This is a genomic window from Paenibacillus sp. FSL H3-0321, from assembly GCF_038002865.1.
Classification (GTDB): domain Bacteria; phylum Bacillota; class Bacilli; order Paenibacillales; family Paenibacillaceae; genus Paenibacillus_AQ.
Genome location: NZ_JBBODH010000001.1, coordinates 6,908,448 through 6,929,146, shown reverse-complemented (window position 1 = coordinate 6,929,146; position 20,699 = coordinate 6,908,448). Strand labels below are relative to the sequence as shown.

Genomic DNA, 20,699 nt, shown 5'->3' with positions numbered 1-20,699 from the left:
CGGTAGAAGACTTGCTTGCGGTCTATCGTTTTCCTACAGGTCGAGAATAGGTACATTGCCATCCACCCAATTCAACTGGCTGTCAATCATGAACTGAATCGACCAATGCTTGTCGGATGGGTACCATTCATGAAATGCAACAATAGATGCATATAGAGCTTCGATAGAATCTGCAGTTTTGAGCTCGATCACATTACTCATCAGGAGCATGAATTGATCCGGTTTATGCTCGGCCGCCTCCAGCTCCTTCAGTAACCACTTGTAGGAAGGGAACAGCTTCTCATTAAAGGCAAGGATCAGTCTTCCGGCAAACAGGACAACATTCGTCCGGGAATAATCCATCAGCAGCTGGTTATTCCTTTTCAAACCCTCGTAGTAATACCATTTCCAGGTTTCAAATTGTGCGTAGAATTTTTTGATATGGTCCTCCTTCTTCTCTATGGGATATCTGGAGGCCGCCTGTATCCATTCTTCCAAACCCTCAACCTTGGAGTAGGAGAGGAACGTATCCTTGAAAGCAAATTTCGCAGGCTCGCTTCCGTATTCGGCAACCTTGCGGATATAATCTACCGATACAACTTTCCCGTCCACATAGCCCCCTTCATAGGGACAGGACTCCGTTTCAAAAAAACCGAGTTCATTGGCTGCATATGCCTCTTGATAGTCTTCTTCAGAAAGCACAATCATAATATCAAGATCAGAGGTTTCGTTCGCGTATCCATGCGCGATGGAGCCTCCGATAATGATTCCCAGAATCTCCTCCCTGACCTTTAGCTTGGCAGTAATGGCATCAATGGCTTTTTGGTGATGTGTGTACATTTTGCGCGCACCCCTTTAGTTAATATAAATACAAATTAATTAATAATAATATTACTATTAATCCAAAAAAAATCATAGCACACTCCTTACATATTGCAACATTTTTTTGTATACATAGGAAAACAATGTGAACAGCAGAAAAAAGCCCGCCTGACACTTCACACAAGTGTTGGCGGGCAATAGAAGGATAATTTATAGCGTGAAGCATATGAATTTTCACAAATCCCGAGCCACTTCCCGGGCCCAGGCCAGCAGCCATTCATCCTCGCCAAAGCTTCCGATGCACTGAAAACCGAGCGGCAATCCCTCAAGGCTTGCTGACGGAAGGCTGAGGGTCGGGCATCCGGCAAACCCCCATATGGCGGGCATTCCCGACCATCCGGTATTATTGTCCGCTACCTTCGGAGCGGTTCCGCCTTGGGCTGGAGACACCCAAATATCTATCCCTTCTTTCACCATCAGCGATTTCAGCTCTTCCCGCAGCACCCATTGCTTCCTGCGGTACCCGCCCAGTTCATCTTTCGGGATGGCTTTGCCTCTAAGAATAGCCTCTCTCACCGGAGGACCATAGAGCTCAGCATAATGCTCAAACCAGGATGCATGCCCGCACGCCATCTCCCCTTCAATGAACCGCAGCATGCTGTCCCCGTAAATAAACTCATCTTCCCATGGCATGTCTGCATAACGGACCTGGTAGCCCAACTGCTCAAGATGTTCGATTTGCGCAGTAAAGGCGGCTTTGACCTCCGGGCTCATCAGCTCCACGTACACTCCCCGCGGGATACCGAGTACAGGCTTCCGATCTACCCGGCGGGGGGTCCAGTCCGGAACAAGATGGGCTGCAGCCACTTCCATGCTTGGCAGATCCTGCGTGAATAAGCCTATCGTGTCAAAAGAAGGCGACAGCAGAATCACTCCATCCAGCGGGACTCTTCCATAGCTGGGTTTGAACCCGGTCACCCCGCAAAAGGAAGCCGGTGCGATCACAGAACGCAAGGTCTGGGTGCCTACTGCGAGGGGGCATAGACCAGCGGCTACCGCTGCCGCAGATCCTGCGCTTGATCCGCCGGGCGTGTGTTCCGTGTTATGCGGATTCCGTGTAGCAATAGGCCCGTTGTAGGCAAATTCTTCGGTCACTGTCTTTCCTGCAATTAGCACACCTAAGTCGCGAAGACGTCTTACCAATGAGCCCTCCTTATCAGTCAATACTTCTGGAGGAAGCGCGGAACCGGCACGAGTGGGTAAACCCTCGACATGCAACAGATCCTTAATGGCAACCGGGATTCCCCATAAAGCCGGTTTGTCTGCCATTGCAGCGGATGAAGCCAGTAAGCGCTCCGCTTCAAAGGCCAACCGCCCCTCCAGATGCTCTTCCGGAACAAAGGCATGGATCTGTGGTTCAAGCTGGCGGACCCTTTGCAGATAAAGCTTTACCGCTTGCTGCAAAATAATATCCGGGTTTTCTTCATTACTGGGCAGGTCGGTTAAGGAGGAGCGGGCAAGTTGCACGGTATCATCTCCAAGGTCATTTTTATAATCTCGAATGATATACGGTGCCAAGTCCTATAAGTTACATAAATTCCCTATCCATCAACTGTCACTCTTTCCCCCATCGCCATATTCACTCAGCTTCTCATTCAGCCGTTTGGCTTCTTTCAGTCCATCAATATGCATCATGGCATACACCATTCCTTTGACCACAAGAATCACAAGGACGAAAGCAACCAGAATCTCTCTATCCATCACCTGACTGGAGCTGAAAAACCACAGCCATGCGATGACAAAAACATCCGCTAGCACAAAACATATATAGAAGCTGATCCTTTGCGCTCTTTTCCCCAGTTCAGGGGTATCAATCAATGCGTATTTAAAGGAAGTAAAGGCTGAAGCGGCTAATATAATTTGCCAGAGCAGGGAGGGTTTCATCATTTCTGTAGAAGATAAGGTCAACACTAACGCGGTTAAGACAAATAAACAGCCGCAGGCGATTAGAAAATCCTTTGCGATGCGTGAGACATAGCTGCTGACTTTCATCGAAAAGCCTCCTTAGAGTCCTAATTTTTTCTTGAGTACAGGCACATATTGCCTAGAAATGTACACCTTTTCGCCATTCTGCAGCAGCGCCTCAAATTTCCCGTACAGGATCGGGCTGACCGATTTGATTTTGGCAATATTAAGAATGGTTGACTTGGATGCCCGAAAAAAATCGCCCTGCTCATAATCGGCCTCAAGCTCATACAGTTTAAGACGAGACTCATACACCTTCTCCCGGCAATAAATAAATACCTTGTTGTCCACCGCCTCGAAATAAAACACATCCCCCGGACTTATCACATGCATTTGCATACCGGTCAGGCCAATCAGCTTTTTGGAGCTTGATTTAATGGAGTAAATAAGCCTTAACAACGCGTCGTCAGGTTCATTGCACCTGAGGATAATTTCCGGCTCGCTGCCTTCCGGAATATCCTCAATCGTAATCTTCACCTTGCATCGCCCCTCCCGCACTTCTGCTTACAGTCACAGTATATTTTTCCGGCACTCTTTATTCAATGGGTGTGAAGCAAGCTGCGAATTTAGAACGATAAGCTGCACAAACAGCTGTTTAAGTCGGAGGAGATTAGCTTGCGAATACTGCGTGAATTCCATCAAACAGTTTGTTCATTGCAGAAGAAAGATGATATTATGACCCTGAACCCCCAATGAAATGAATTGGAGTGAAATCATGATCAACATACTGGTGGTAGAAGATGAAAAGCATGTAAGAAGACTTCTTGAAGCTGTTCTAAAACGCGAAGGATATTCTGTTGTTACTGCCGAAGACGGAGTTAAAGCTTTGGAGGTCCTTGATTCACAGCATATTGATCTAATCCTTCTGGACATCATGATGCCTAATATGGATGGTTATGAATTCGCAAAGGAAGTAAGAGATGGCAATAGCTTGATCCCCATTCTTATGGCTACAGCCAAACAGCTCCCTGAAGATAAGAAGAAGGGGTTCCGGCTTGGAACCGATGATTATATGACCAAGCCCATTGATACCGAAGAAATGCTTCTCAGAATCCAAGCTCTGCTCCGCCGTTCCCAAATTGCAACTGCCCGTAAACTGGAAGTGGGTAAAGTCATACTTGATTATGACGCCTTGACGGTAACCCGGGAGGATGAGAAGCAGACCCTTCCGCAAAAAGAATTTTATTTGTTGTATAAGCTATTATCCTATCCGGAGCGGATTTTCACCCGAATCCAGCTCATGGACGAAATATGGGGCATGGAAAATGAAAGTACGGATACAACCGTTAATGTACACATCAATCGTCTACGGAAACGGTTTGAAGCTTATCCGGAGTTTGAACTGGTTTCTGTTCGGGGTCTGGGATACAAGGCGGTGAGAACACTATGAGCAAAATGAGTAACAAACTCAGCAGCAGAATCTCTCTGCCCCTCTATTTCTCTCTTGCCGTATTCGTCATCTTTCTCATTACTGTTATGATTACAGGGCTGCTCTTCTATCTTGCGAATGTTTTTGGTCTGTTAAATGAAGAAATTTCCCAAGATGGCACCTTGCTTCCCGTAATGACATTAATCGCCTGCACAATTATCGGTACATCGATCTCGGCTGTCACAAGCCGGAAAATGGTAAAATCCATCCGGATGTTTATAGAAGCCACGGACCGGCTTGCCAAAGGTGACTTTTCCATGCGTCTTCAGCTCAAAAGTCCTCCGGAATTTAAAATTCTTTCGGAGAACTTTAACCGGATGGCCGAAGAGCTTGGGGGAATCGAAATTCTGCGAACCGATTTTATCAATAATTTCTCCCATGAATTCAAAACCCCCATTGTCTCGATCAAAGGATTTGCCGAAGTACTCAAGCATGATGATCTTAGCAAAGAGGAACGGGATGAATATCTAGACATTGTTATTGAGGAATCAGCTAGACTCGCCTCCCTCGCCTCGAATGTTCTTGAGCTTTCAAAAATTGCGGCGCAGACGATTTTAACGAACAAAGTACGGTTTAATGTTGGAGAGCAGATCCGCCAATCTGTGCTGCTGCTTGCTGCCAAATTGGAGAAGAAGAATATGTTACTGAATGTTAACGTTCAGGATTACAATATCTCTGGAAACAAAGAGCTGTTGAATCAAGTCTGGCTGAATTTGTTGGATAACGTGATCAAGTTCACACCTGACAATGGCCTAATTGAAGTTGACATGAAGCAAAATGAAAATACCATTGTCATTCTGTTCCGCGACAACGGTTCCGGGATTAGCCCGGAAGGTCTTCCCAAGATCTTCGATAAATTTTATCAGCAGGATACTTCCCACTCGACTGCTGGCAATGGTCTTGGATTGGCGATCGTGAACCAAATCATTCATCTGCATGAAGGAACGATTGCCTGCAGCAGCACCCCGTCACAAGGTACCACGTTTACAATTACAATACCGGATGGACTTTGACTCTAGTCTTGAAAGAACTGAATGGTTCTTTCAGGGCTTTTTATTTTTTTCAGAAAAGTTAATTTTCAGTTTATCTTGTTTCGTTATCATGGATGCAACACCACATAAAGGAGTCAGAGATATGGTCACTATACTTAAATACTTGAAACCGAAGGAATGGGCTCTAGTCGGGTTTAGCCTCCTCTTCATTGTTGCACAGGTATGGCTGGATTTGGAATTGCCCGGTTATATGAGCGATATTACCCGTCTTATACAGACACCGGGAAGTGAAATGAGCGAAATTATTACAGCCGGAGTCTGGATGCTGCTCTGTGCCCTCGGCAGCTTAGCCACCTCCATTATTGTGGCAGGCATTGCCGCCAGAACCGCGGCTAACTTCTCTTCAAGATTACGCTCCAAATTGTTCAATAAGGTACAGTCCTTCTCCATGGAAGAAATCAACAACTTTTCTACAGCCAGTCTAATTACCCGGTCAACGAATGACATAACGCAAGTGCAGATGCTGATTGTCATTGGTCTGCAGCTGCTGTTGAAGGCTCCTATCCTGGCAGTCTGGGCGATGCTCAAGATCACGGGCAAAAGTTGGCAGTGGTCGCTCTCTACCGGTGTCGCTATTGGCGTGTTAATCCTGATTGTCGGCATATGTATCGTGCTCGTGCTTCCGAAATTCCAAAGATTGCAGCAACTGACGGACAACCTTAATCGTGTTGCAAGAGAGAACCTTACCGGACTGCGTGTTATTCGCGCGTATAATGCGGAAAGCTATCAGGAAGATAAATTTGGAGCAGCCAATAACGAGCTTACCCGGACGAATCTCTTCGCTAACAATGTATTGTCCATGCTGATGCCAAGTATTTCTCTCATTATGAGCGGTTTAAGTCTCTCTATCTATTGGGTAGGTGCTGTATTGATTCAGAATGCCGATGGTGCCGCGAAGATGGGCTTATTCTCCGATATGATTGTCTTCTCATCCTATGCGATGCAGGTGGTTATGGCATTCATGATGTTGATCATGATTTTTATATTAATGCCCCGCGCCCATGTCTCTGCCAAACGAATCAACGAAGTGCTGGATACTAAACCAAGCTTACAGAACGGATCGCTTACTTCCTCCAAGGCGGATCGGGTTGGCGAAGTCGAATTTAGAAATGTCAGCTTCAAATATCCTGATGCAGAGGATTATGTTGTAGAGGACATCAGTTTTACGGCAAAAAAAGGAGAAACCGTGGCATTTATCGGTTCAACCGGATGCGGAAAAAGTACCGTTGTTAACCTGATCCCCCGCTTTTATGATGCTACAGCAGGTGAGGTGCTGGTGGATGGTATCAATGTCAACCAATACGAGCAAAGTGCGCTGCGAAACAAAATAGGATATGTATCCCAAAAAGCGATTTTGTTTGGCGGCACGGTAAGCTCCAACGTTGCTTTTGGTGATAACGGAAGTAATCTTGCATCTGATGTCGTTGATGCCGTTTATACCTCTCAAGCTTCGGATTTTGTGGAAAAGATGGACGGCAGCTACGAGGCCCATGTCGCCCAAGGCGGTTCGAACCTGTCCGGCGGGCAAAAACAGCGTCTGTCCATTGCCCGGGCCATTGCGCGCCGTCCTGAAATATTGATCTTCGACGATTCCTTCTCAGCCCTTGATTATAAGACAGACCGCAAATTGCGCAGTGAGCTGAAGAAAGAAGCCCGCGGCACTACGATGCTGATTGTTGCCCAAAGAATCGGCACAATTAAAGACGCGGACAAAATTATTGTACTGGAAGCTGGACGTATGGCAGGCATGGGGACACATGATGAATTAATGCAGTCCTGCAGTATCTACCAAGAAATTGCCTACTCACAACTTTCCAAGGAGGAGCTGGCCTAATGAACAAGAGCAAAGAGCAACTCAACACCTGGAGCAAACTTCTCCGCTATGGCAGAAAATATATTCCCGTAGTTCTTATTGCAATTATCAGCGCAGCAATCGGCACGGTACTGACTTTGCTCGGGCCGGATAAGCTTTCAGAGATAACAGACTTGATCACCGAGGGCATCGTCACCGGTATTGATATGGAAGCCGTAACTTCCATAGGACTCTTCCTTGTATTTATCTATCTTCTTAGCTCTGTATTGTCTTTGGCACAAGGATTAATTATGTCCGTAGTTACACAAAAGGTTTCCAAAAGCTTAAGAACCGATCTCTCCCGCAAAATGAACAGGCTTCCGATCTCTTATTATAATAAGTCTACAACCGGTGACATCCTGTCCCGGGTGACTAACGACGTGGATACCATCGGGCAAGCCTTAAATCAAAGTGTCGGCACACTGGTCACCGCCCTCGCCCTGTTTGTCGGGTCTCTCATCATGATGTTTAAAACAAATGTGATCATGACCATTACAGCGATTGTTGCCACCGTAATTGGCTTTGGCCTCATGGCGGTAATTATGAAAAAATCTCAAAAGTATTTTCAAAGCCAGCAAGAATATTTAGGAAAAATCAATGGCCATGTGGAGGAAGTCTATTCTGGACATACTGTAGTGAAGGCCTACAATGGCGAATCACAAATGCGCAGTACATTTGAATCCTTGAATATGAATCTTAAAGATAGCGCATTTAAAGCACAGTTCCTCTCCGGTCTCATGATGCCGATTATGATGTTTATAGGCAATCTGGGGTTTGTGGCCGTTTGTGTCGCAGGTGCTATACTTGCTATGAACGGAACGATATCCTTTGGGGTTATTGTGGCCTTCATCCTGTATGTCCGTTATTTTACACAGCCGCTGTCACAGATTGCGCAAGCCGCACAAAGTCTGCAATCGGCGTCTGCCGCAAGCAAACGTGTCTTTGAATTCCTGGATGCCGAGGAAATGGACAATGAGAGTCACAAGGAAGGACATCTTGAAACCGCTGCGGGCAAAGTGAAATTTGAGCATGTGCAATTTGCTTATGACAATTCAGACAAGCTTGTTATTAAAGATTTCTCTGCAGAGGTTAAGCCTGGACAAAAAGTCGCTATAGTCGGTCCTACCGGCGCAGGTAAAACAACGCTTGTAAACCTTCTAATCCGGTTTAATGAATTAATGGGCGGGGAAATTTATATTGATGATACCCCGATCAGCAGTTTAACCAGAGAAAACATCCATGATTTATTCTGTATGGTTCTGCAGGATACCTGGCTTTTTGAGGGCACTATCAGGGAAAACCTAGTGTACAACAAAACGGGCGTAACCGATAAAGAAATCGAAGAGGCTTGTAAGTCAGTGGGCTTGCACCATTTCATACAGACCTTGAGTGCCGGATATGATACCGTGCTAAACGACAAAGTCAATTTATCTACCGGGCAAAAGCAACAGCTTACGATCGCCCGCGCGATGCTTAAGGACGCGCCGATGCTCATCCTCGATGAAGCAACAAGCTCGGTCGATACAAGAACAGAGCTGTTGATTCAGCAGGCGATGGATAAGCTCATGGAAGGAAGAACCTCCTTCGTGATTGCACACAGGCTCTCAACAATTAAGAATGCCGATGTGATTCTGGTTCTGAAGGATGGCGATATCTTGGAAAGCGGCAGCCATCATGAACTGCTTGCCAAAAATGGCTTCTATGCGGAGCTTTACAATAGCCAATTCGAACAAGCATCTTAATCCGGTTACAAAGAACAAAATGACACTAACCTCTAATAAGCTTGCTAATTTGAAGTTAGTGTTATGCAATAAAGCCGCATACCCCACAGATCGCGGGGTATGCGGCTTTGATTGTTGTGCCAAGTTTCATTTTTCACTCTTGATCGTAAAGCTGCGGACCTTCATCCATTTCCCTGCAACGAATTCATCAATGGTCCCTGTTTTTGTTCTGACACAAAATTTGTGCTGTGTTCCTTTGTCAAAGCCCGTGGCCTCAAAGAGCAAATCATCGCCTGCCGGACCTTTATGATAGACCTGCTTCAGGCCAAGCCTGCTGAGCAGTTCCAGCTTTACATGCTCAATATACGAACGTGAAATCTCAGTTGACATCCATGTTCCTCCTGCGGTATTCTCTACTTTTCTTTGGATCTGACCAGCTCCGGGAAAGCTGTGTCTTCTTAGAGGATAACGCAAAAACGCCTCAATTACACTTTAAATTTCAAAAAATGCTGTAATAAGCAAGACGACTACTTATTCAGGAGAGTGTCCCTTCCTTTAATACTGCTTAGCTAAGATTTCATCAATTCGGGCCGCCTCCTGCGCGTCCGCTGCAATCAGCAGATCATGAACCGCCTGGTCCTGGCCTCCATTCTTTTTCAGTGCAGCCAGATACCAGCGGGCGATCTCGCGGTTAGTAACATCCGCATAATCTGCACTTAAGGCCTGCTTTAAGATGTCCGAAGCTTCCTGTACTTCACCCATCATAAACTTTATCTTACCCGCGTTCAGGGCGATGAGCGGGGTTACAGAGAATGGATTTCCTTGCAGCTGTTCGGGTGGCAGTGTTTTCAGATGCTCCACACCGGCAGTCACATGATCGTAGGCTTGAAGTCCAATTGTGAAATATTCTTGTTTAGCTGCATCGTCCTTTAAGTTAAGGGCTTGCTCTCCCTGCATAAGGGAGCGGCTGATCAGCGTACTGTACCAATCAATATCCCAATTATACTTGGTGGCATTATCGTGGTAGACCTTGAGGGCAAGGTCGCTTTGATTTTTAAGATCATAATAAGAAACCAACTGTTTCAGTAATTCTTTATCGTAAGGCTCTCTCTTTAGCGCAGTCGTCAGCAAGGTGTGCGACTCCTCCAGAAATTGTTCGTTCTGCGTCTGGGAATACACCTGCTGATCCAGTGAAGACAGATAGATCGTCGACTCCGGATGGCCTGGGCGTATCTTCAGCGCCTTGACCAGCGGAGCTTTGAGCTCATCATAGGATTGGCTCACACTGAACAACTGCCGGGCTTTATTGCCGGCATTGTTGGAGCTGATATAGTTAATGGACAGAACCAGCATGAACACCGCCCCTGCCGTAAGGATTGCAAGGTACCCGTAACGCACCCCTGCCTTGTTCCAGTTCCGGCGCAGCGGTTTGCTGTCCATCACCACTGCCATTCCGGCCAGGCCCAGAAAGACCAGAATTCCCATAAACGCATAGCTCATATTGAAATCCAACAGGCTGTGAACAAGAATGGATAATGCAATAATCAGATAAAAGAAGCCGTTGCTGAATTCATCCTGCTTCCTTGCCGCATACCCGCGAATATACTTATAAAAAATAAAGAGAATGAAACTCATAAACACAACAAATCCGACTATCCCCACCTCAATCAGATACTGCAGGAAAAAATTATGCACTTGGTGGCTGACATAGGGATTATTCTGATATTGCCCGAACACTGCCTGCCAGCCGTCACCTCCGATCCCAAGAACCGGATTATCCTTAATAACCTTCACAGCATCCTTATAAAAGGTAATCCGCTCCAAAACACTATGCTGCTTGAAGTTAATATTCTCCAGCCGGACTTCAATGTGATCCGGAAGAATACTCCGTACGCCTGTACCGATCAGCAGAAAGGCAATAATACCGACAAGCGCTACCGAACTCAGCGGAATCCACATTCCGTTCAGTTTCCGGGAGTTCTCGCCGTCCAGCTTGCCCCGGAGCCATGGAGCCAGGTAACGCTGCACTGCCCAGCTTAATCCGGCTGTGAGGAGCGAAGCCCCGAGCAAGTAGCTCCAGCCCTTTAATGCCGATGATGACGTGAAATTCGTATTGAGGCTGATTCCCAGATTAGTGACGGGTGACGCAATAATTAAAGATGCCAATCCAGAAATTCCAAGATGAATGATCCATAGAATCTGCTGCACAGACTTCAGGAATAACAACAGCAATATAAATACTACCGGCATCATGACAAGCCCGCCGCGTGACAGCGTGAGCAGCATGGAAACGATAATCGGGACGAGCATGAAGCCGTGTATCAGCCAGCCGTACCCCATTTTGGAGCGGACGAGTGCAAACAGAGCAACAAACAGAAAGGCCATTAAGAAGGCTGCATACGTATTGGCATACTGAAATATCGAGGTCAAGCGCAAACCGTTGGAATCGGTTATCAGTGCACCATTGTAAGTTCCATTGACCACTTCATTCGTGAACCAGCCTACCAGACTGCCCGCTAACTTCCCGCTCCCCAACCAATTGAGCAGGCCAAACCATACAATGATATAAGCAATACTCAAGATGGCCTGCTGTACCGCTAAGTTCACCTGCTTTTGCTTTAACAGGTAGAAAGAGATTATAAAGACGGCAGCGTACATAGTCTGAATAAACAGCATGTTCATCGCTGAGAAATGCGAAACAGCTACAAACAGTGTGAGCGCGTAAATGATCGGCAACATAAATGCAGCCAGGACAAGCAAGTCACTTTGCTCCTGCAGCTTGAATTTTTTATAATTCAAACCTACCCAGCCAAACAGCATAAGACAGCATAATAGAGCAGACACAAAGAGAGGTTTCTCGAATATGAGCTGCTGACTGTTAAACAATCCCCTCTGAAATGGCGCCCACCCCAGAAAAAGGATAAAAGCGGCAGCCAGCAGCCATACCACTCCTGTTGATCTGTCGTTATGCTTCAGCTGCACAGCGTTTTTTCCATACACAGGTTTCGACACAAGTTATAACCTCCACACTTACTAGATTCATAAATTTATAATGTTTAATAAATCTCACAAGGCTCAATGAGCCCTTTTCCCATATTTCAGCAGATGGTAGAGCCCCAGTGGTTTCTCTTCGCCATGCGCCAACCGGACAAGGTTCGGCCAGTGCGCGATAACCGCCAGCAGCAAATATACAGTGACAAACGCAGGTACCCACCACTCCCCTATGGGAACTACCATCCAGGCATAAATCGTCTCCACGGCAAAAAAAGTTAAGGCAAACACCGACATTCTATCAACGATCAGCAGCATAAGAAGCCCGCAGACTAGTAGAATCAATGTAAACAGCGGCTGGAGCGCCATAAACACACCTATTCCTGAGGCAAATCCCTTACCTCCTTTTAGACCCAGCAATAAGGGATAATTATGGCCTACTATTACAGCACAACCCGACAAGTAACCTGCTAGCCTCCCGGCTTCGGCTCCTCCAATTGAAGTCATAATCACCTTGGCAATAAGCACACAGATCAGCGCCTTAAGTAAGTCTATCAATAAGGTCGCTACTCCGTATTTCACGCCAAATACCCGGGCCATGTTCGTCGTTCCGGCATTTTTACTTCCTAGCCCCCTGATATCCTTGTGCATAAACTTGTTTGAGACTATCACCGCTCCGCAGATATTCCCCAGGAAATAGCTGACTACTCCAATTAAAGACAGTTGCCACCAATACTGCATTAAGATAATTTGATCCACTCCTTAGCGTATGTATAACGCAAGCATTTTCAATTGATGACTGTAATAATATGTAACTTATATTGTACAGGAAACTCGGAAAATGTAAAATAATGAACAGGCAGGAAGATTACTCTGAATAAGTGAAAGTATCTTACCTCCGTTAAAAGTCATCATTTATCATTGTCTGCTTTCAGCAAGGACGCCAGAAGTTTCCTCCCGTTTGCTATAACTTTGGGCATGTTATTTTGAGTGCCCCAATAGAGATCTCCCAAAGCCAGCTTAATGCAACAAATTCGAATATGGATCTGCTTTTTAAGTCAGGGTCTCTTCTCCGTAGCCTTCAAAAAATGCTAACTTGGCGCGCTCATCCTTAATAAAACATTTCTCAAACAGTACCGAAAAATGGTCCACATCTACGCCCCATAACATGTTCTCGAAATCAATCAGCCCGGTGAAAATCCCGTTAGAATCTACCAGCCAGTTGCCCGGGGTTGAATCCCAGCTTATAGGGACAGGCTTGCTGCCTTCAAAAACACCGGCATTCTGTAGAGCCCACTCCAGCAGTTCAAGCTCAGCAGGCTGAAGAAGCTTTAGTTCCATACATTTACTGGCCATATTTTATGATGGATATCTGCGCAGGACAAATTTCTGATGGGGATAATCAAATTCCTCTGTCAGCTCATCCTCAACAAATCCAAATTTCTTATATAACGGACGCGGGGCTGCCCCCAGCGGATCATTTGCTCTAAACGTAGTTACGGAAAGCTCCGTATCCTCCGGAAACAAAGATAACATTTGATCGATCATCGCTGTGGCGATTCCTTGTCTGCGGTGATCCGGGTGTACAGCCATGCAGGAAAGACATTTGGCATTATAGGAGAAGAGCATCAGCCCGGCAACCTCGCCAGCATAGACCGCACAGATAGCCGTCCGCCTGTTAATGTTCTTAATTACGGTCTGTTTATACCCCTCCAGTAATTCTTCGCTGTGGAGACCCGGAAAATTACTGCGGACAGCTTCAATCATTGACATCCATGAATCAACATCCTGCATTTCCGCAAATTTCACTTTGTATTGTCCGTTCATTACTTTCGCTCCTTCACTCCGTGATTAACGGGGTATGCCTTGCAGATTAAACTACCCAATTCGGGATGTGATGTTTGAAATATGCTGCTACCTTCTGCATTTCGTTCATCACACATTTTATCGAAGAACATAAACTCAGTGATGCAATCAAAAGGAAAAGACATCAGGCTCTAACCTCTCTTGGTTCAAGCACACTGCGCAGGTATCTTCCGGTATGGGAAGCTTCCACTTGCGCCACCTGCTCTGGAGTTCCTTCCGCGACAACATATCCGCCCTCGTTGCCGCCTTCCGGTCCCATATCAATGATATAGTCTGCCGACTTCATCACATCCAGATGATGTTCAATGACGATGACAGAATGCCCGCTGTCCATCAGCTTATTCAGTGCAAGCAGCAGCTTCTGTATATCCGCCAGATGCAATCCCGTTGTAGGCTCATCTAGAATATACAGGTTGTGGGCGCCTTTCTTGATCTTGCCCAATTCGTAAGCCAGCTTCACTCTTTGCGCTTCTCCGCCGGACAAGGTGGTTGAACTCTGGCCAAGGGTCATATATCCCAGTCCAAGCTCATTCATAATCCCCAGTTTATGCTTAAGGTACTTATGGTCCTCGAAGAAGATACTGGCTTCTTCCACGGTCATTTGCAGAACATCGGCTATGCTTTTATCCCGGATCTTGATTTCAAGACCTTCTTCAGAGAACCGGTTGCCTTTGCACACCGGGCAGATGGATTCAATGTCAGCCATAAACTGCAGGCTTGTGACGATAATCCCGTCGCCCGCACAGTGTTCGCATCGTGTCCCGTTGGCATGGGTAAGGCTGAAGTCGATTGGCTGATACCCGCGCGCTACGGCATCAGGCTGCATGGCGAACAGGTCACGGATTTTATCGTATATCCCGATATAAGTGGCCGGATTGGATTTGCTGTTTCTCCCGATCGGTGTCTGATCAATATTGATCACATGGTTTAGCAGCTCTGAACCGAACAAATAATCATGCTCCCCGGCGACAATCCGTGCACCCGTTTTATCTATTCTCAGCTGCTTGGACAGAATCTCGTTGATCAGCGAGCTTTTCCCAGAGCCGGATACCCCGGTCACGCAGATAAAAACACCCAGCGGAATGTCCAGGTCCACATTCTTGAGATTATTCTCCCGGGCTCCCTGAATGGATAAGAAGTGATCTCCCAGATTCCGCCGCTGCTTGGGAATGGGGATGCTTGCGCTTCCGGATAAGTATTGGCCCGTAACCGACTCCGGTTCGTCCATAATATCCTTCATCGTTCCGCTCGCAACAATCTCCCCGCCATGAATACCGGGTCCTGGACCAATTTCGATGATATGGTCGGCAGACTGTATCGTATCCAGATCATGTTCAACCACAATGATCGTATTGCCGATATCACACAGCTTTCTCATCGTATCAATCACCTTGCTCGAATCGCGCGGGTGAAGTCCGATGCTCGGCTCATCCATAATATAGAGCATGCCCATCAGCTCACTGCTGATCTGCGTCGACATTTTGATCCGCTGCATTTCGCCTCCGGACATGCTGTCGCTTCTTCTGCCCAGGTTGATGTAATAAAGCCCGATTTCGATCAGCAGGGAGATTCTCGTGTGCAGCTCGCGGATAATGGTCTCCCCTACATCCCGTACCTCTTCCTCAAAGGTCAAGCCATCCAGAAATCCCAGCAGCTCATGCAGCTGCATGCGGGTGAGCTGGTCAAAATTCCGGTCCCCGACCGTAATCTGTAGCCGTTGTTTCTTCAGCCTCGCTCCACCGCATGCCGGGCATATTTTTTCGATCATGCACTCCTTGATAAAGTTCGGTTCAAACGCCTCCGAGGTGGATGACTTACGGATATATTGCTTGTACCAGTGTTCCATCTCATGCACAAATCCCGCAAACGGCCGGTCCCGGCCGGTAATCCAGTTCTTCTTTTGTGAGGTAGGCGGGTGCAGCATGGGGACGAGTTCGCCTTTGGTGCCGAAGAAGAGCAGCTCGTGAACCGATGTAGGAAGTTCATGGAATGGTGTATCCAGGCTGAAGCCATATTTTTGGGACAAGCTGTACATCATCACCGAGCGGTAGCTGTCTTTGCCCGATGTGTTGAACACCGTGTTCTTCAGCGCTCCTTTATTAATGCTTTTCTCCGGTGCAACCACCAGAAAGCGCGGCTCCACGACATAAGACATGCCCACACCCATACAGGTATGGCAGGCGCTTGCCGGTGTATTGAAGGAGAAATGGAACGGCTGCATATCGCAGAGGAAGAAATGATGCTCCCGGCAGCCAAAATGGTCGTAGAACCCGTCGTCCACTCCCCCGATTACTTCTACCTTGATCAATATATCCTCATCCAGCGCCAGCATTGCCGCTTCGATGGTCTTGGTCAGCTGTATGTAGGTGTCATGCTTTAAAGTAAACCGGTCAATAACCATCTCGATCCGGTACGTTGCGGATTCATCCAGCTCAATTTCTTCCGACAATGACACCGGAGCTTCGTCAATAAGCAAATGCTTAAAGCCTTTGGCCCGCAGCTGCTGGAAAGTATAGCTGTAGTCTTCCCCGTAGATTTTGTATACAGGGGCCCGCAGCTCAACGACCGTACCTTTAGGCAGTGCCGAGATATGCTCGGCGATCTGGGCCGCAGACAACTGCTTGAGCGGATGACTGCATTCCGGACAATGTCCGATGCCCGCTGTCGCGAACAACAGCCGCAAATAATCATTGGTATCCGTCACAGTCCCTACGGTGGAACGGGGATTATTGTTACCCTTTTTCTGTTCTATGGCAATGACCGGGGACAAGCCCCGTACAGAATCAACCTTTGCTTTCTTCACCTGGCTGATCCGGCTTTTGGCAAAATTCGAGATCGAATCAAGAAATCTCCGCTGGCCCTCCCCATAGATGACATCAAACGCGAGTGAGGATTTGCCGGAGCCGGAAACCCCGGTGATGACCGTTAACTTATCCCGCGGGATCTCTACCGAGATATTCTTGAGATTGTTCTGCTTGGCCCCCGATATTTCAATTGTCGTGCGTACGGACATATGCGAATTCCCCCTTCTTTTTATGGAATATACAAGAAACCAATTTCCTCGACGGCCGGTTTGCTCTTGGAGGTGATGCGGATCGTTTGTGACACCTTCTCGATGACACCCTTCCCGGCCATATACTCCAGGATGTTGATCAGGAAATGACTTTGCATATGAAAATGCTTCGCCAGCAAGGTTACGGTCTTCATCTCCTGATCTGCCATAAATTCAATGACCGGGCGCTTAATCATGTCGAGATGACGGTCCAGGACTTGTCCTATCGTGTCAATGGCGTTCTGAATTTCATCCTCACTTAAGCGCCTGGACATTGGGTTCTGATAAAAGGGGGCCATACGTTCCGGACTGTGTTCGAGGATCTTCAGGACCGACTCCCGGATCGGCGGCTCACCTTGTGAGCACAGCTCCATGTTGGCTATCAGATTGCCTGCCTTAAGCAAAAAATACTGGGCATAAAGCAGATCTTTGCGCACCGTCAGCCATTTTTGGCATTTGTGGTACACATCAATCAACTCACAGGCATTCCAAAGCAGGGACAACGCAATATCATAGCTTCCCAGCTGCTTGAATTCTTCGAAGTAGTCATAGAGACTGTCATCAGAAGTATAGATCATCCGCCCCTTCGCAAAAAAAGACTGCGGCATCGAGCCGCCGATCATCCGTTCAAAGCCCCGCTTAAAGGTACTTCTCTCAAACAGCTGGACATTTATAGTAATGCCATCCTCCACGAGACAATAAGCGTTCTGTTGCAGGGTTTGATCGCGGACGACCAGGCCCATGTCGATATCGCTTTTCTCCCAGACTGAATCATAAGCAAGACTTCCGCACACAATGACGGCAATAACGTTCGGATCTTCCCTCACCCTGTCCACGAAGCTTTCGGTCGCGGCCAGATAGCGGTCTTTTAACTCCAGCAGTACTCTATCATCCATATCCAATGATCCTCCACCCGCTCCATATGATTGAAATCGCTTGCCGATTCTGGAGCTTGTGGTAAAATTATACTTCACGTTTTCCATGAAAACCGGACAGAAATTGCTGGAAGGGAGACCCCTATGGATCATTATTTACTGGAAACTATCAACCGGACAACGGAATATATTGAAGAGCATCTGCTGGAAACGCTCTGTCTTGATGATATCTCCGGGCATGTCAATGTCTCCAAATTCCACCTGCTGCGCATCTGGAAAGGGGCTACAGCCACTGGCCTAATGGAGTATGTGCGCAGAAGGCGGATTGCCCTGTCGCTTGGCGATCTGCTGAATCAGCGGAGCAGCATTGAATATATTTCCGCCAAATACGGCTTCAGCTGTGAACGGACCTACAACAGGGCTTTTAAGGAAGAATATCATGTCACTCCGGCCAAATGGCGCAGATCGCCTTCGCCGCTGAATATCCTGGACCGGTTCAATGCCGACTTCATGAGCCGCGCCGGAGATGGCCTCGTTTTTTTCCGCTCCATCTCGGTATTGCCCCCTTTTTCAATAGCAGGGCCCACCTATACTATTCATGCAGAGGACAACCAGTTGTCCCAGGCTGCGGCCCGTTATGGTGTCGAATTCTTCACGCTTTCCCGTTCCAGGATTATGAATCCGGTAGAGAAGGATGTCTATATCGGCTTCACTTCCATTCCCGAGCCCTTTACCGGGTCTATGATCTACCAGCCCTCCCTGCAAATCAACCACAGCAGCATCATCCCGCCTGACCTGAATATCAAATATATTAAACCGCATAAATACGGTGTGTTTACCTATATCGGGCTGCATCGGCCTGAGGAGATTACGCCGCACTCTCTGAGTGAAATCTGGGAATACATCACCTCAACCTGGATGCCGACTGTACCTTTTCAATTAGAGGAGAAGTTCAGCTTTGAATATATTAATTACGCCAAGGGCAACAAGCATTATTGCGAATGTGATCTGTATTTTCCGATATCGGGATTATGAATTACATACAACAAACCAAGCCCCTGTACCTCAGAGCTTGGTTATTTTGCGCGCTATAAAGGGAACTACGTTCTAAATAGAACACTATATTTCTTTCTTCCACACGGTCAGCTCCACGTCCAGCTCAAAACCGATACGCTCATAAAAAGGCTGCATGGGACCCGTATATGCCTTGACCATCCCCATTGCCCGCAGCCGGTTTAGAGCTTCATAAATAATCGTTCGCCCCAGCCCATGCAACCTGTAATCCCTATGAGTACCCACCGGTTCAAGTATGCCCATCTTGTTCTCCTCATCCAGAAAAGCATTGCAGAAAGACACGACCTCCCCTTGCCCATTAACAAGTGACAGATCAAGCTCAGGCCGATAACCGGGAGCTTCAGCAATCCCACCGTAGTATTGAAGCATCTGCTCCGCATATGGAGTTCCCGGATAATTGAACGCCATAATATGCCCCTGCGCCTTAGCTCTATTAGAGACATCCGCTCCAGAGCAAAGAGTGAACCCCGATGGAATCTCCACAGGAAAAATCCGGTCCAGCGCGATAGAAACGAAATTATCGCTTTCGTTCGGAAGAAGCTCATATCCGCGACTTAGCGCCATCTTTTCCAGCTGTGGCATAAAGGCCGGAATAGCCAGTTTGCAATAACCGGCTGTTCCCTGGCGGGACTTCTCTTCAATGAATTCGAACATTTCCCTGAGCAGGCTTTCCTGCGGCTGTTCTGTATCGAGCTGGAAATAGAAATCGCCATCCTTGCAGGCGACGGCAACCAGCTCGCCGTTCTCTTCTTCCCATAACCCTATATTCTGCTCCCATTCGGGAAGCCAGCCGGCACTCTTTTGCAGGAAAAAAATCTCGAATTCAAAGCGTGCAATCAGCCAACTATTCGGCCGCCCAAGTTTACTATAAACATGTGAAATAAATTGGCGTACTTTCAGCATATCTTCCGGAGTGTAGGCTTTGAACCGTACTGTCATCGTTAATCATCCCCTTAGTCTTCTGTATGACCTTATTGTAAGGAAATTGCAGGCTGGGATGATATACCGAGATCTCTTATTAAAAGTTGTAAACCAGGCCGCATCTAATTATTTTGGTGTATCGTCCCCCACTCACATAAACCTTCCAAAACAGGTAATAACGTTTCGGCTTTATCTGTGAGACTGTACTCGACTTTAGGGGGAACTTGTGGATACTCTTTCCGTATCACCATACCGTCAGCTTCCAATTCTTTCAGTTGTGAACTCAATGTTTTATACGTAATAACTCCTATCTGTCTTTTCAGATCATTAAAGCGAACCGGTTGGTTTTCTGCCAGCAGGTACATAATCACCATCTTCCATTTACCGCCAATAACGGACAAGGTATAACCAAATGGTGTATCTTGAATGTTTTTAACCTTACCTTTATATTCAGCCATACTCATATTTACACTATCCTTTCTGGTAGTACCTATCAAAAAAGTGCGTACTATATTTTTATTTACGTTCACTTTATACTGACCTTACTTTGAAGTAAAGGAGAGAAAAAAATGGCTACTGTCAAAACCTACAATCACGATCTTTGGGATCACGGCATCACCCAGGGCTATAGCGTCAACGGCACCATCTACATTTCGGGACAATTTTCCCATGATATGGAGGGCGCGTTCGTTGGCGAGGGCGATATCGAGGCACAGACCCGGCAGACGCTGGAGAATCTCGATCGCGTGCTGGCGGGATTTGGTGTCACGAGGTCGAACCTCGCTTATGTGGAGATCTATCTGACAAACGCGCAAGAGCACTTTGAGACATGCGTCGGACTGTTCAAGGAATACATGGGAGAACACCGGCCAGCCGGCAGTCTCGTCGGTGTGGCCTTCCTGGCTTACCCTGAGCAACTGCTCGAAATCAGTGCCGTCGCACACACCAACTAACTCCATCATCGCACCCTGAAATCCAGCGCCTTACGCTGTCGCAACACTAAGCTGCTCACGGTCACTCACAAAGTTAAAAACCCGCAG

19 protein-coding genes are annotated in these 20,699 nt (G+C 47.1%); 6 read left to right on the top strand and 13 right to left on the bottom strand.

What is annotated here, in order from left to right:
* Positions 1–33: 33 nt before the first annotated feature.
* From MHI45_RS30490 to MHI45_RS30475, 4 genes are all read right to left on the bottom strand, one after another.
* A complete protein-coding gene (locus MHI45_RS30490) occupies positions 34–819 on the bottom strand; it encodes a nucleotidyltransferase domain-containing protein (RefSeq protein ID WP_076113153.1) in 786 nt (261 codons plus the stop codon).
* Between the two features lie 216 nt (positions 820–1,035).
* Entirely contained in the window at positions 1,036–2,328 is a 1,293-nt protein-coding gene (locus MHI45_RS30485; protein ID WP_179091828.1) for an amidase, read from the bottom strand.
* 81 nt (positions 2,329–2,409) lie between these two features.
* A complete protein-coding gene (locus MHI45_RS30480; RefSeq protein ID WP_076113152.1) occupies positions 2,410–2,853 on the bottom strand; it encodes a hypothetical protein in 444 nt (147 codons plus the stop codon).
* 12 nt (positions 2,854–2,865) lie between these two features.
* Positions 2,866–3,303, bottom strand: a complete 438-nt coding sequence (locus MHI45_RS30475; RefSeq protein WP_076113151.1) for a LytTR family DNA-binding domain-containing protein — start codon at positions 3,301–3,303, stop codon at positions 2,866–2,868.
* Positions 3,304–3,541: 238 nt separating this feature from the next.
* Here MHI45_RS30475 and MHI45_RS30470 point away from each other — a divergent pair, with 238 nt between their 5' ends.
* From MHI45_RS30470 to MHI45_RS30455, 4 genes are all read left to right on the top strand, one after another.
* Positions 3,542–4,216: a response regulator transcription factor gene (locus MHI45_RS30470; protein ID WP_076113150.1), complete on the top strand. Its 675-nt coding sequence runs from the start codon at positions 3,542–3,544 to the stop codon at positions 4,214–4,216.
* Positions 4,213–5,268: a HAMP domain-containing sensor histidine kinase gene (locus MHI45_RS30465; RefSeq protein WP_076113149.1), complete on the top strand. Its 1,056-nt coding sequence runs from the start codon at positions 4,213–4,215 to the stop codon at positions 5,266–5,268. The genes MHI45_RS30470 and MHI45_RS30465 overlap by 4 nt, the downstream gene beginning before the upstream one ends.
* Positions 5,269–5,389: 121 nt before the next feature.
* Complete coding sequence (locus MHI45_RS30460) at positions 5,390–7,141, top strand: ABC transporter ATP-binding protein (RefSeq protein ID WP_076113148.1); 1,752 nt, start codon at positions 5,390–5,392, stop codon at positions 7,139–7,141.
* Positions 7,141–8,901, top strand: coding sequence for an ABC transporter ATP-binding protein (locus tag MHI45_RS30455; RefSeq protein WP_076113147.1), 1,761 nt, complete (start codon positions 7,141–7,143; stop codon positions 8,899–8,901). The genes MHI45_RS30460 and MHI45_RS30455 overlap by 1 nt, the downstream gene beginning before the upstream one ends.
* Positions 8,902–9,027: 126 nt before the next feature.
* Here the strand turns inward: MHI45_RS30455 and MHI45_RS30450 are convergent, their stop codons facing one another.
* From MHI45_RS30450 to MHI45_RS30420, 7 genes are all read right to left on the bottom strand, one after another.
* Positions 9,028–9,270 carry a hypothetical protein gene (locus MHI45_RS30450; RefSeq protein ID WP_076113146.1) on the bottom strand — a complete coding sequence of 81 codons (243 nt, stop codon included), beginning with the start codon at positions 9,268–9,270 and terminating at the stop codon, positions 9,028–9,030.
* A gap of 165 nt (positions 9,271–9,435) precedes the next feature.
* Positions 9,436–11,892: an O-antigen ligase family protein gene (locus tag MHI45_RS30445; protein WP_076113145.1), complete on the bottom strand. Its 2,457-nt coding sequence runs from the start codon at positions 11,890–11,892 to the stop codon at positions 9,436–9,438.
* A gap of 63 nt (positions 11,893–11,955) precedes the next feature.
* On the bottom strand, positions 11,956–12,612 hold the full coding sequence (locus MHI45_RS30440) for a glycerol-3-phosphate acyltransferase (protein ID WP_218642544.1): 657 nt from the start codon (positions 12,610–12,612) through the stop codon (positions 11,956–11,958).
* A 312-nt stretch (positions 12,613–12,924) separates the two neighbouring features.
* Positions 12,925–13,212, bottom strand: a complete 288-nt coding sequence (locus tag MHI45_RS30435) for a phosphotransferase (RefSeq protein ID WP_076113144.1) — start codon at positions 13,210–13,212, stop codon at positions 12,925–12,927.
* 18 nt (positions 13,213–13,230) lie between these two features.
* Positions 13,231–13,698, bottom strand: a complete 468-nt coding sequence (locus MHI45_RS30430; RefSeq protein WP_076113143.1) for a GNAT family N-acetyltransferase — start codon at positions 13,696–13,698, stop codon at positions 13,231–13,233.
* A gap of 163 nt (positions 13,699–13,861) precedes the next feature.
* Positions 13,862–16,750 (bottom strand): excinuclease ABC subunit UvrA, encoded by a 2,889-nt coding sequence (gene uvrA / locus MHI45_RS30425; protein WP_076113142.1) that lies wholly within the window; start codon positions 16,748–16,750, stop codon positions 13,862–13,864.
* 20 nt (positions 16,751–16,770) lie between these two features.
* Positions 16,771–17,685, bottom strand: coding sequence for a nucleotidyltransferase (locus MHI45_RS30420; RefSeq protein WP_076113141.1), 915 nt, complete (start codon positions 17,683–17,685; stop codon positions 16,771–16,773).
* A gap of 123 nt (positions 17,686–17,808) precedes the next feature.
* On the opposite strand from MHI45_RS30420, the gene MHI45_RS30415 reads away from it, so the two are divergent.
* Positions 17,809–18,699 carry an AraC family transcriptional regulator gene (locus MHI45_RS30415; RefSeq protein WP_076113140.1) on the top strand — a complete coding sequence of 297 codons (891 nt, stop codon included), beginning with the start codon at positions 17,809–17,811 and terminating at the stop codon, positions 18,697–18,699.
* Between the two features lie 84 nt (positions 18,700–18,783).
* On the opposite strand, the gene MHI45_RS30410 is transcribed toward MHI45_RS30415, so the two are convergent.
* Both MHI45_RS30410 and MHI45_RS30405 read right to left on the bottom strand, forming a co-directional pair.
* A complete protein-coding gene (locus MHI45_RS30410) occupies positions 18,784–19,677 on the bottom strand; it encodes a GNAT family N-acetyltransferase (protein ID WP_076113139.1) in 894 nt (297 codons plus the stop codon).
* 104 nt (positions 19,678–19,781) lie between these two features.
* Entirely contained in the window at positions 19,782–20,123 is a 342-nt protein-coding gene (locus MHI45_RS30405) for a winged helix-turn-helix transcriptional regulator (RefSeq protein WP_076113138.1), read from the bottom strand.
* Positions 20,124–20,228: 105 nt separating this feature from the next.
* On the opposite strand from MHI45_RS30405, the gene MHI45_RS30400 reads away from it, so the two are divergent.
* Complete coding sequence (locus tag MHI45_RS30400) at positions 20,229–20,612, top strand: RidA family protein (protein ID WP_076113137.1); 384 nt, start codon at positions 20,229–20,231, stop codon at positions 20,610–20,612.
* Positions 20,613–20,699: the final 87 nt, after the last annotated feature.

Bases quoted from the DNA above. Each gene is read 5' to 3' on its own strand.
- MHI45_RS30490 (WP_076113153.1), bottom strand. From the start codon at position 819: ATGTACACACATCACCAAAAAGCCATTGATGCCATTACTGCCAAGCTA.
- MHI45_RS30480 (WP_076113152.1), bottom strand. From the start codon at position 2,853: ATGAAAGTCAGCAGCTATGTCTCACGCATCGCAAAGGATTTTCTAATC.
- MHI45_RS30470 (WP_076113150.1), top strand. From the start codon at position 3,542: ATGATCAACATACTGGTGGTAGAAGATGAAAAGCATGTAAGAAGACTT.
- MHI45_RS30465 (WP_076113149.1), top strand. From the start codon at position 4,213: ATGAGCAAAATGAGTAACAAACTCAGCAGCAGAATCTCTCTGCCCCTC.
- MHI45_RS30460 (WP_076113148.1), top strand. From the start codon at position 5,390: ATGGTCACTATACTTAAATACTTGAAACCGAAGGAATGGGCTCTAGTC.
- MHI45_RS30455 (WP_076113147.1), top strand. From the start codon at position 7,141: ATGAACAAGAGCAAAGAGCAACTCAACACCTGGAGCAAACTTCTCCGC.
- MHI45_RS30450 (WP_076113146.1), bottom strand. From the start codon at position 9,270: ATGTCAACTGAGATTTCACGTTCGTATATTGAGCATGTAAAGCTGGAA.
- MHI45_RS30440 (WP_218642544.1), bottom strand. From the start codon at position 12,612: ATGCAGTATTGGTGGCAACTGTCTTTAATTGGAGTAGTCAGCTATTTC.
- MHI45_RS30435 (WP_076113144.1), bottom strand. From the start codon at position 13,212: ATGGAACTAAAGCTTCTTCAGCCTGCTGAGCTTGAACTGCTGGAGTGG.
- MHI45_RS30430 (WP_076113143.1), bottom strand. From the start codon at position 13,698: ATGAACGGACAATACAAAGTGAAATTTGCGGAAATGCAGGATGTTGAT.
- uvrA (WP_076113142.1), bottom strand. From the start codon at position 16,750: ATGTCCGTACGCACGACAATTGAAATATCGGGGGCCAAGCAGAACAAT.
- MHI45_RS30420 (WP_076113141.1), bottom strand. From the start codon at position 17,685: ATGGATGATAGAGTACTGCTGGAGTTAAAAGACCGCTATCTGGCCGCG.
- MHI45_RS30415 (WP_076113140.1), top strand. From the start codon at position 17,809: ATGGATCATTATTTACTGGAAACTATCAACCGGACAACGGAATATATT.
- MHI45_RS30410 (WP_076113139.1), bottom strand. From the start codon at position 19,677: ATGACAGTACGGTTCAAAGCCTACACTCCGGAAGATATGCTGAAAGTA.
- MHI45_RS30405 (WP_076113138.1), bottom strand. From the start codon at position 20,123: ATGAGTATGGCTGAATATAAAGGTAAGGTTAAAAACATTCAAGATACA.
- MHI45_RS30400 (WP_076113137.1), top strand. From the start codon at position 20,229: ATGGCTACTGTCAAAACCTACAATCACGATCTTTGGGATCACGGCATC.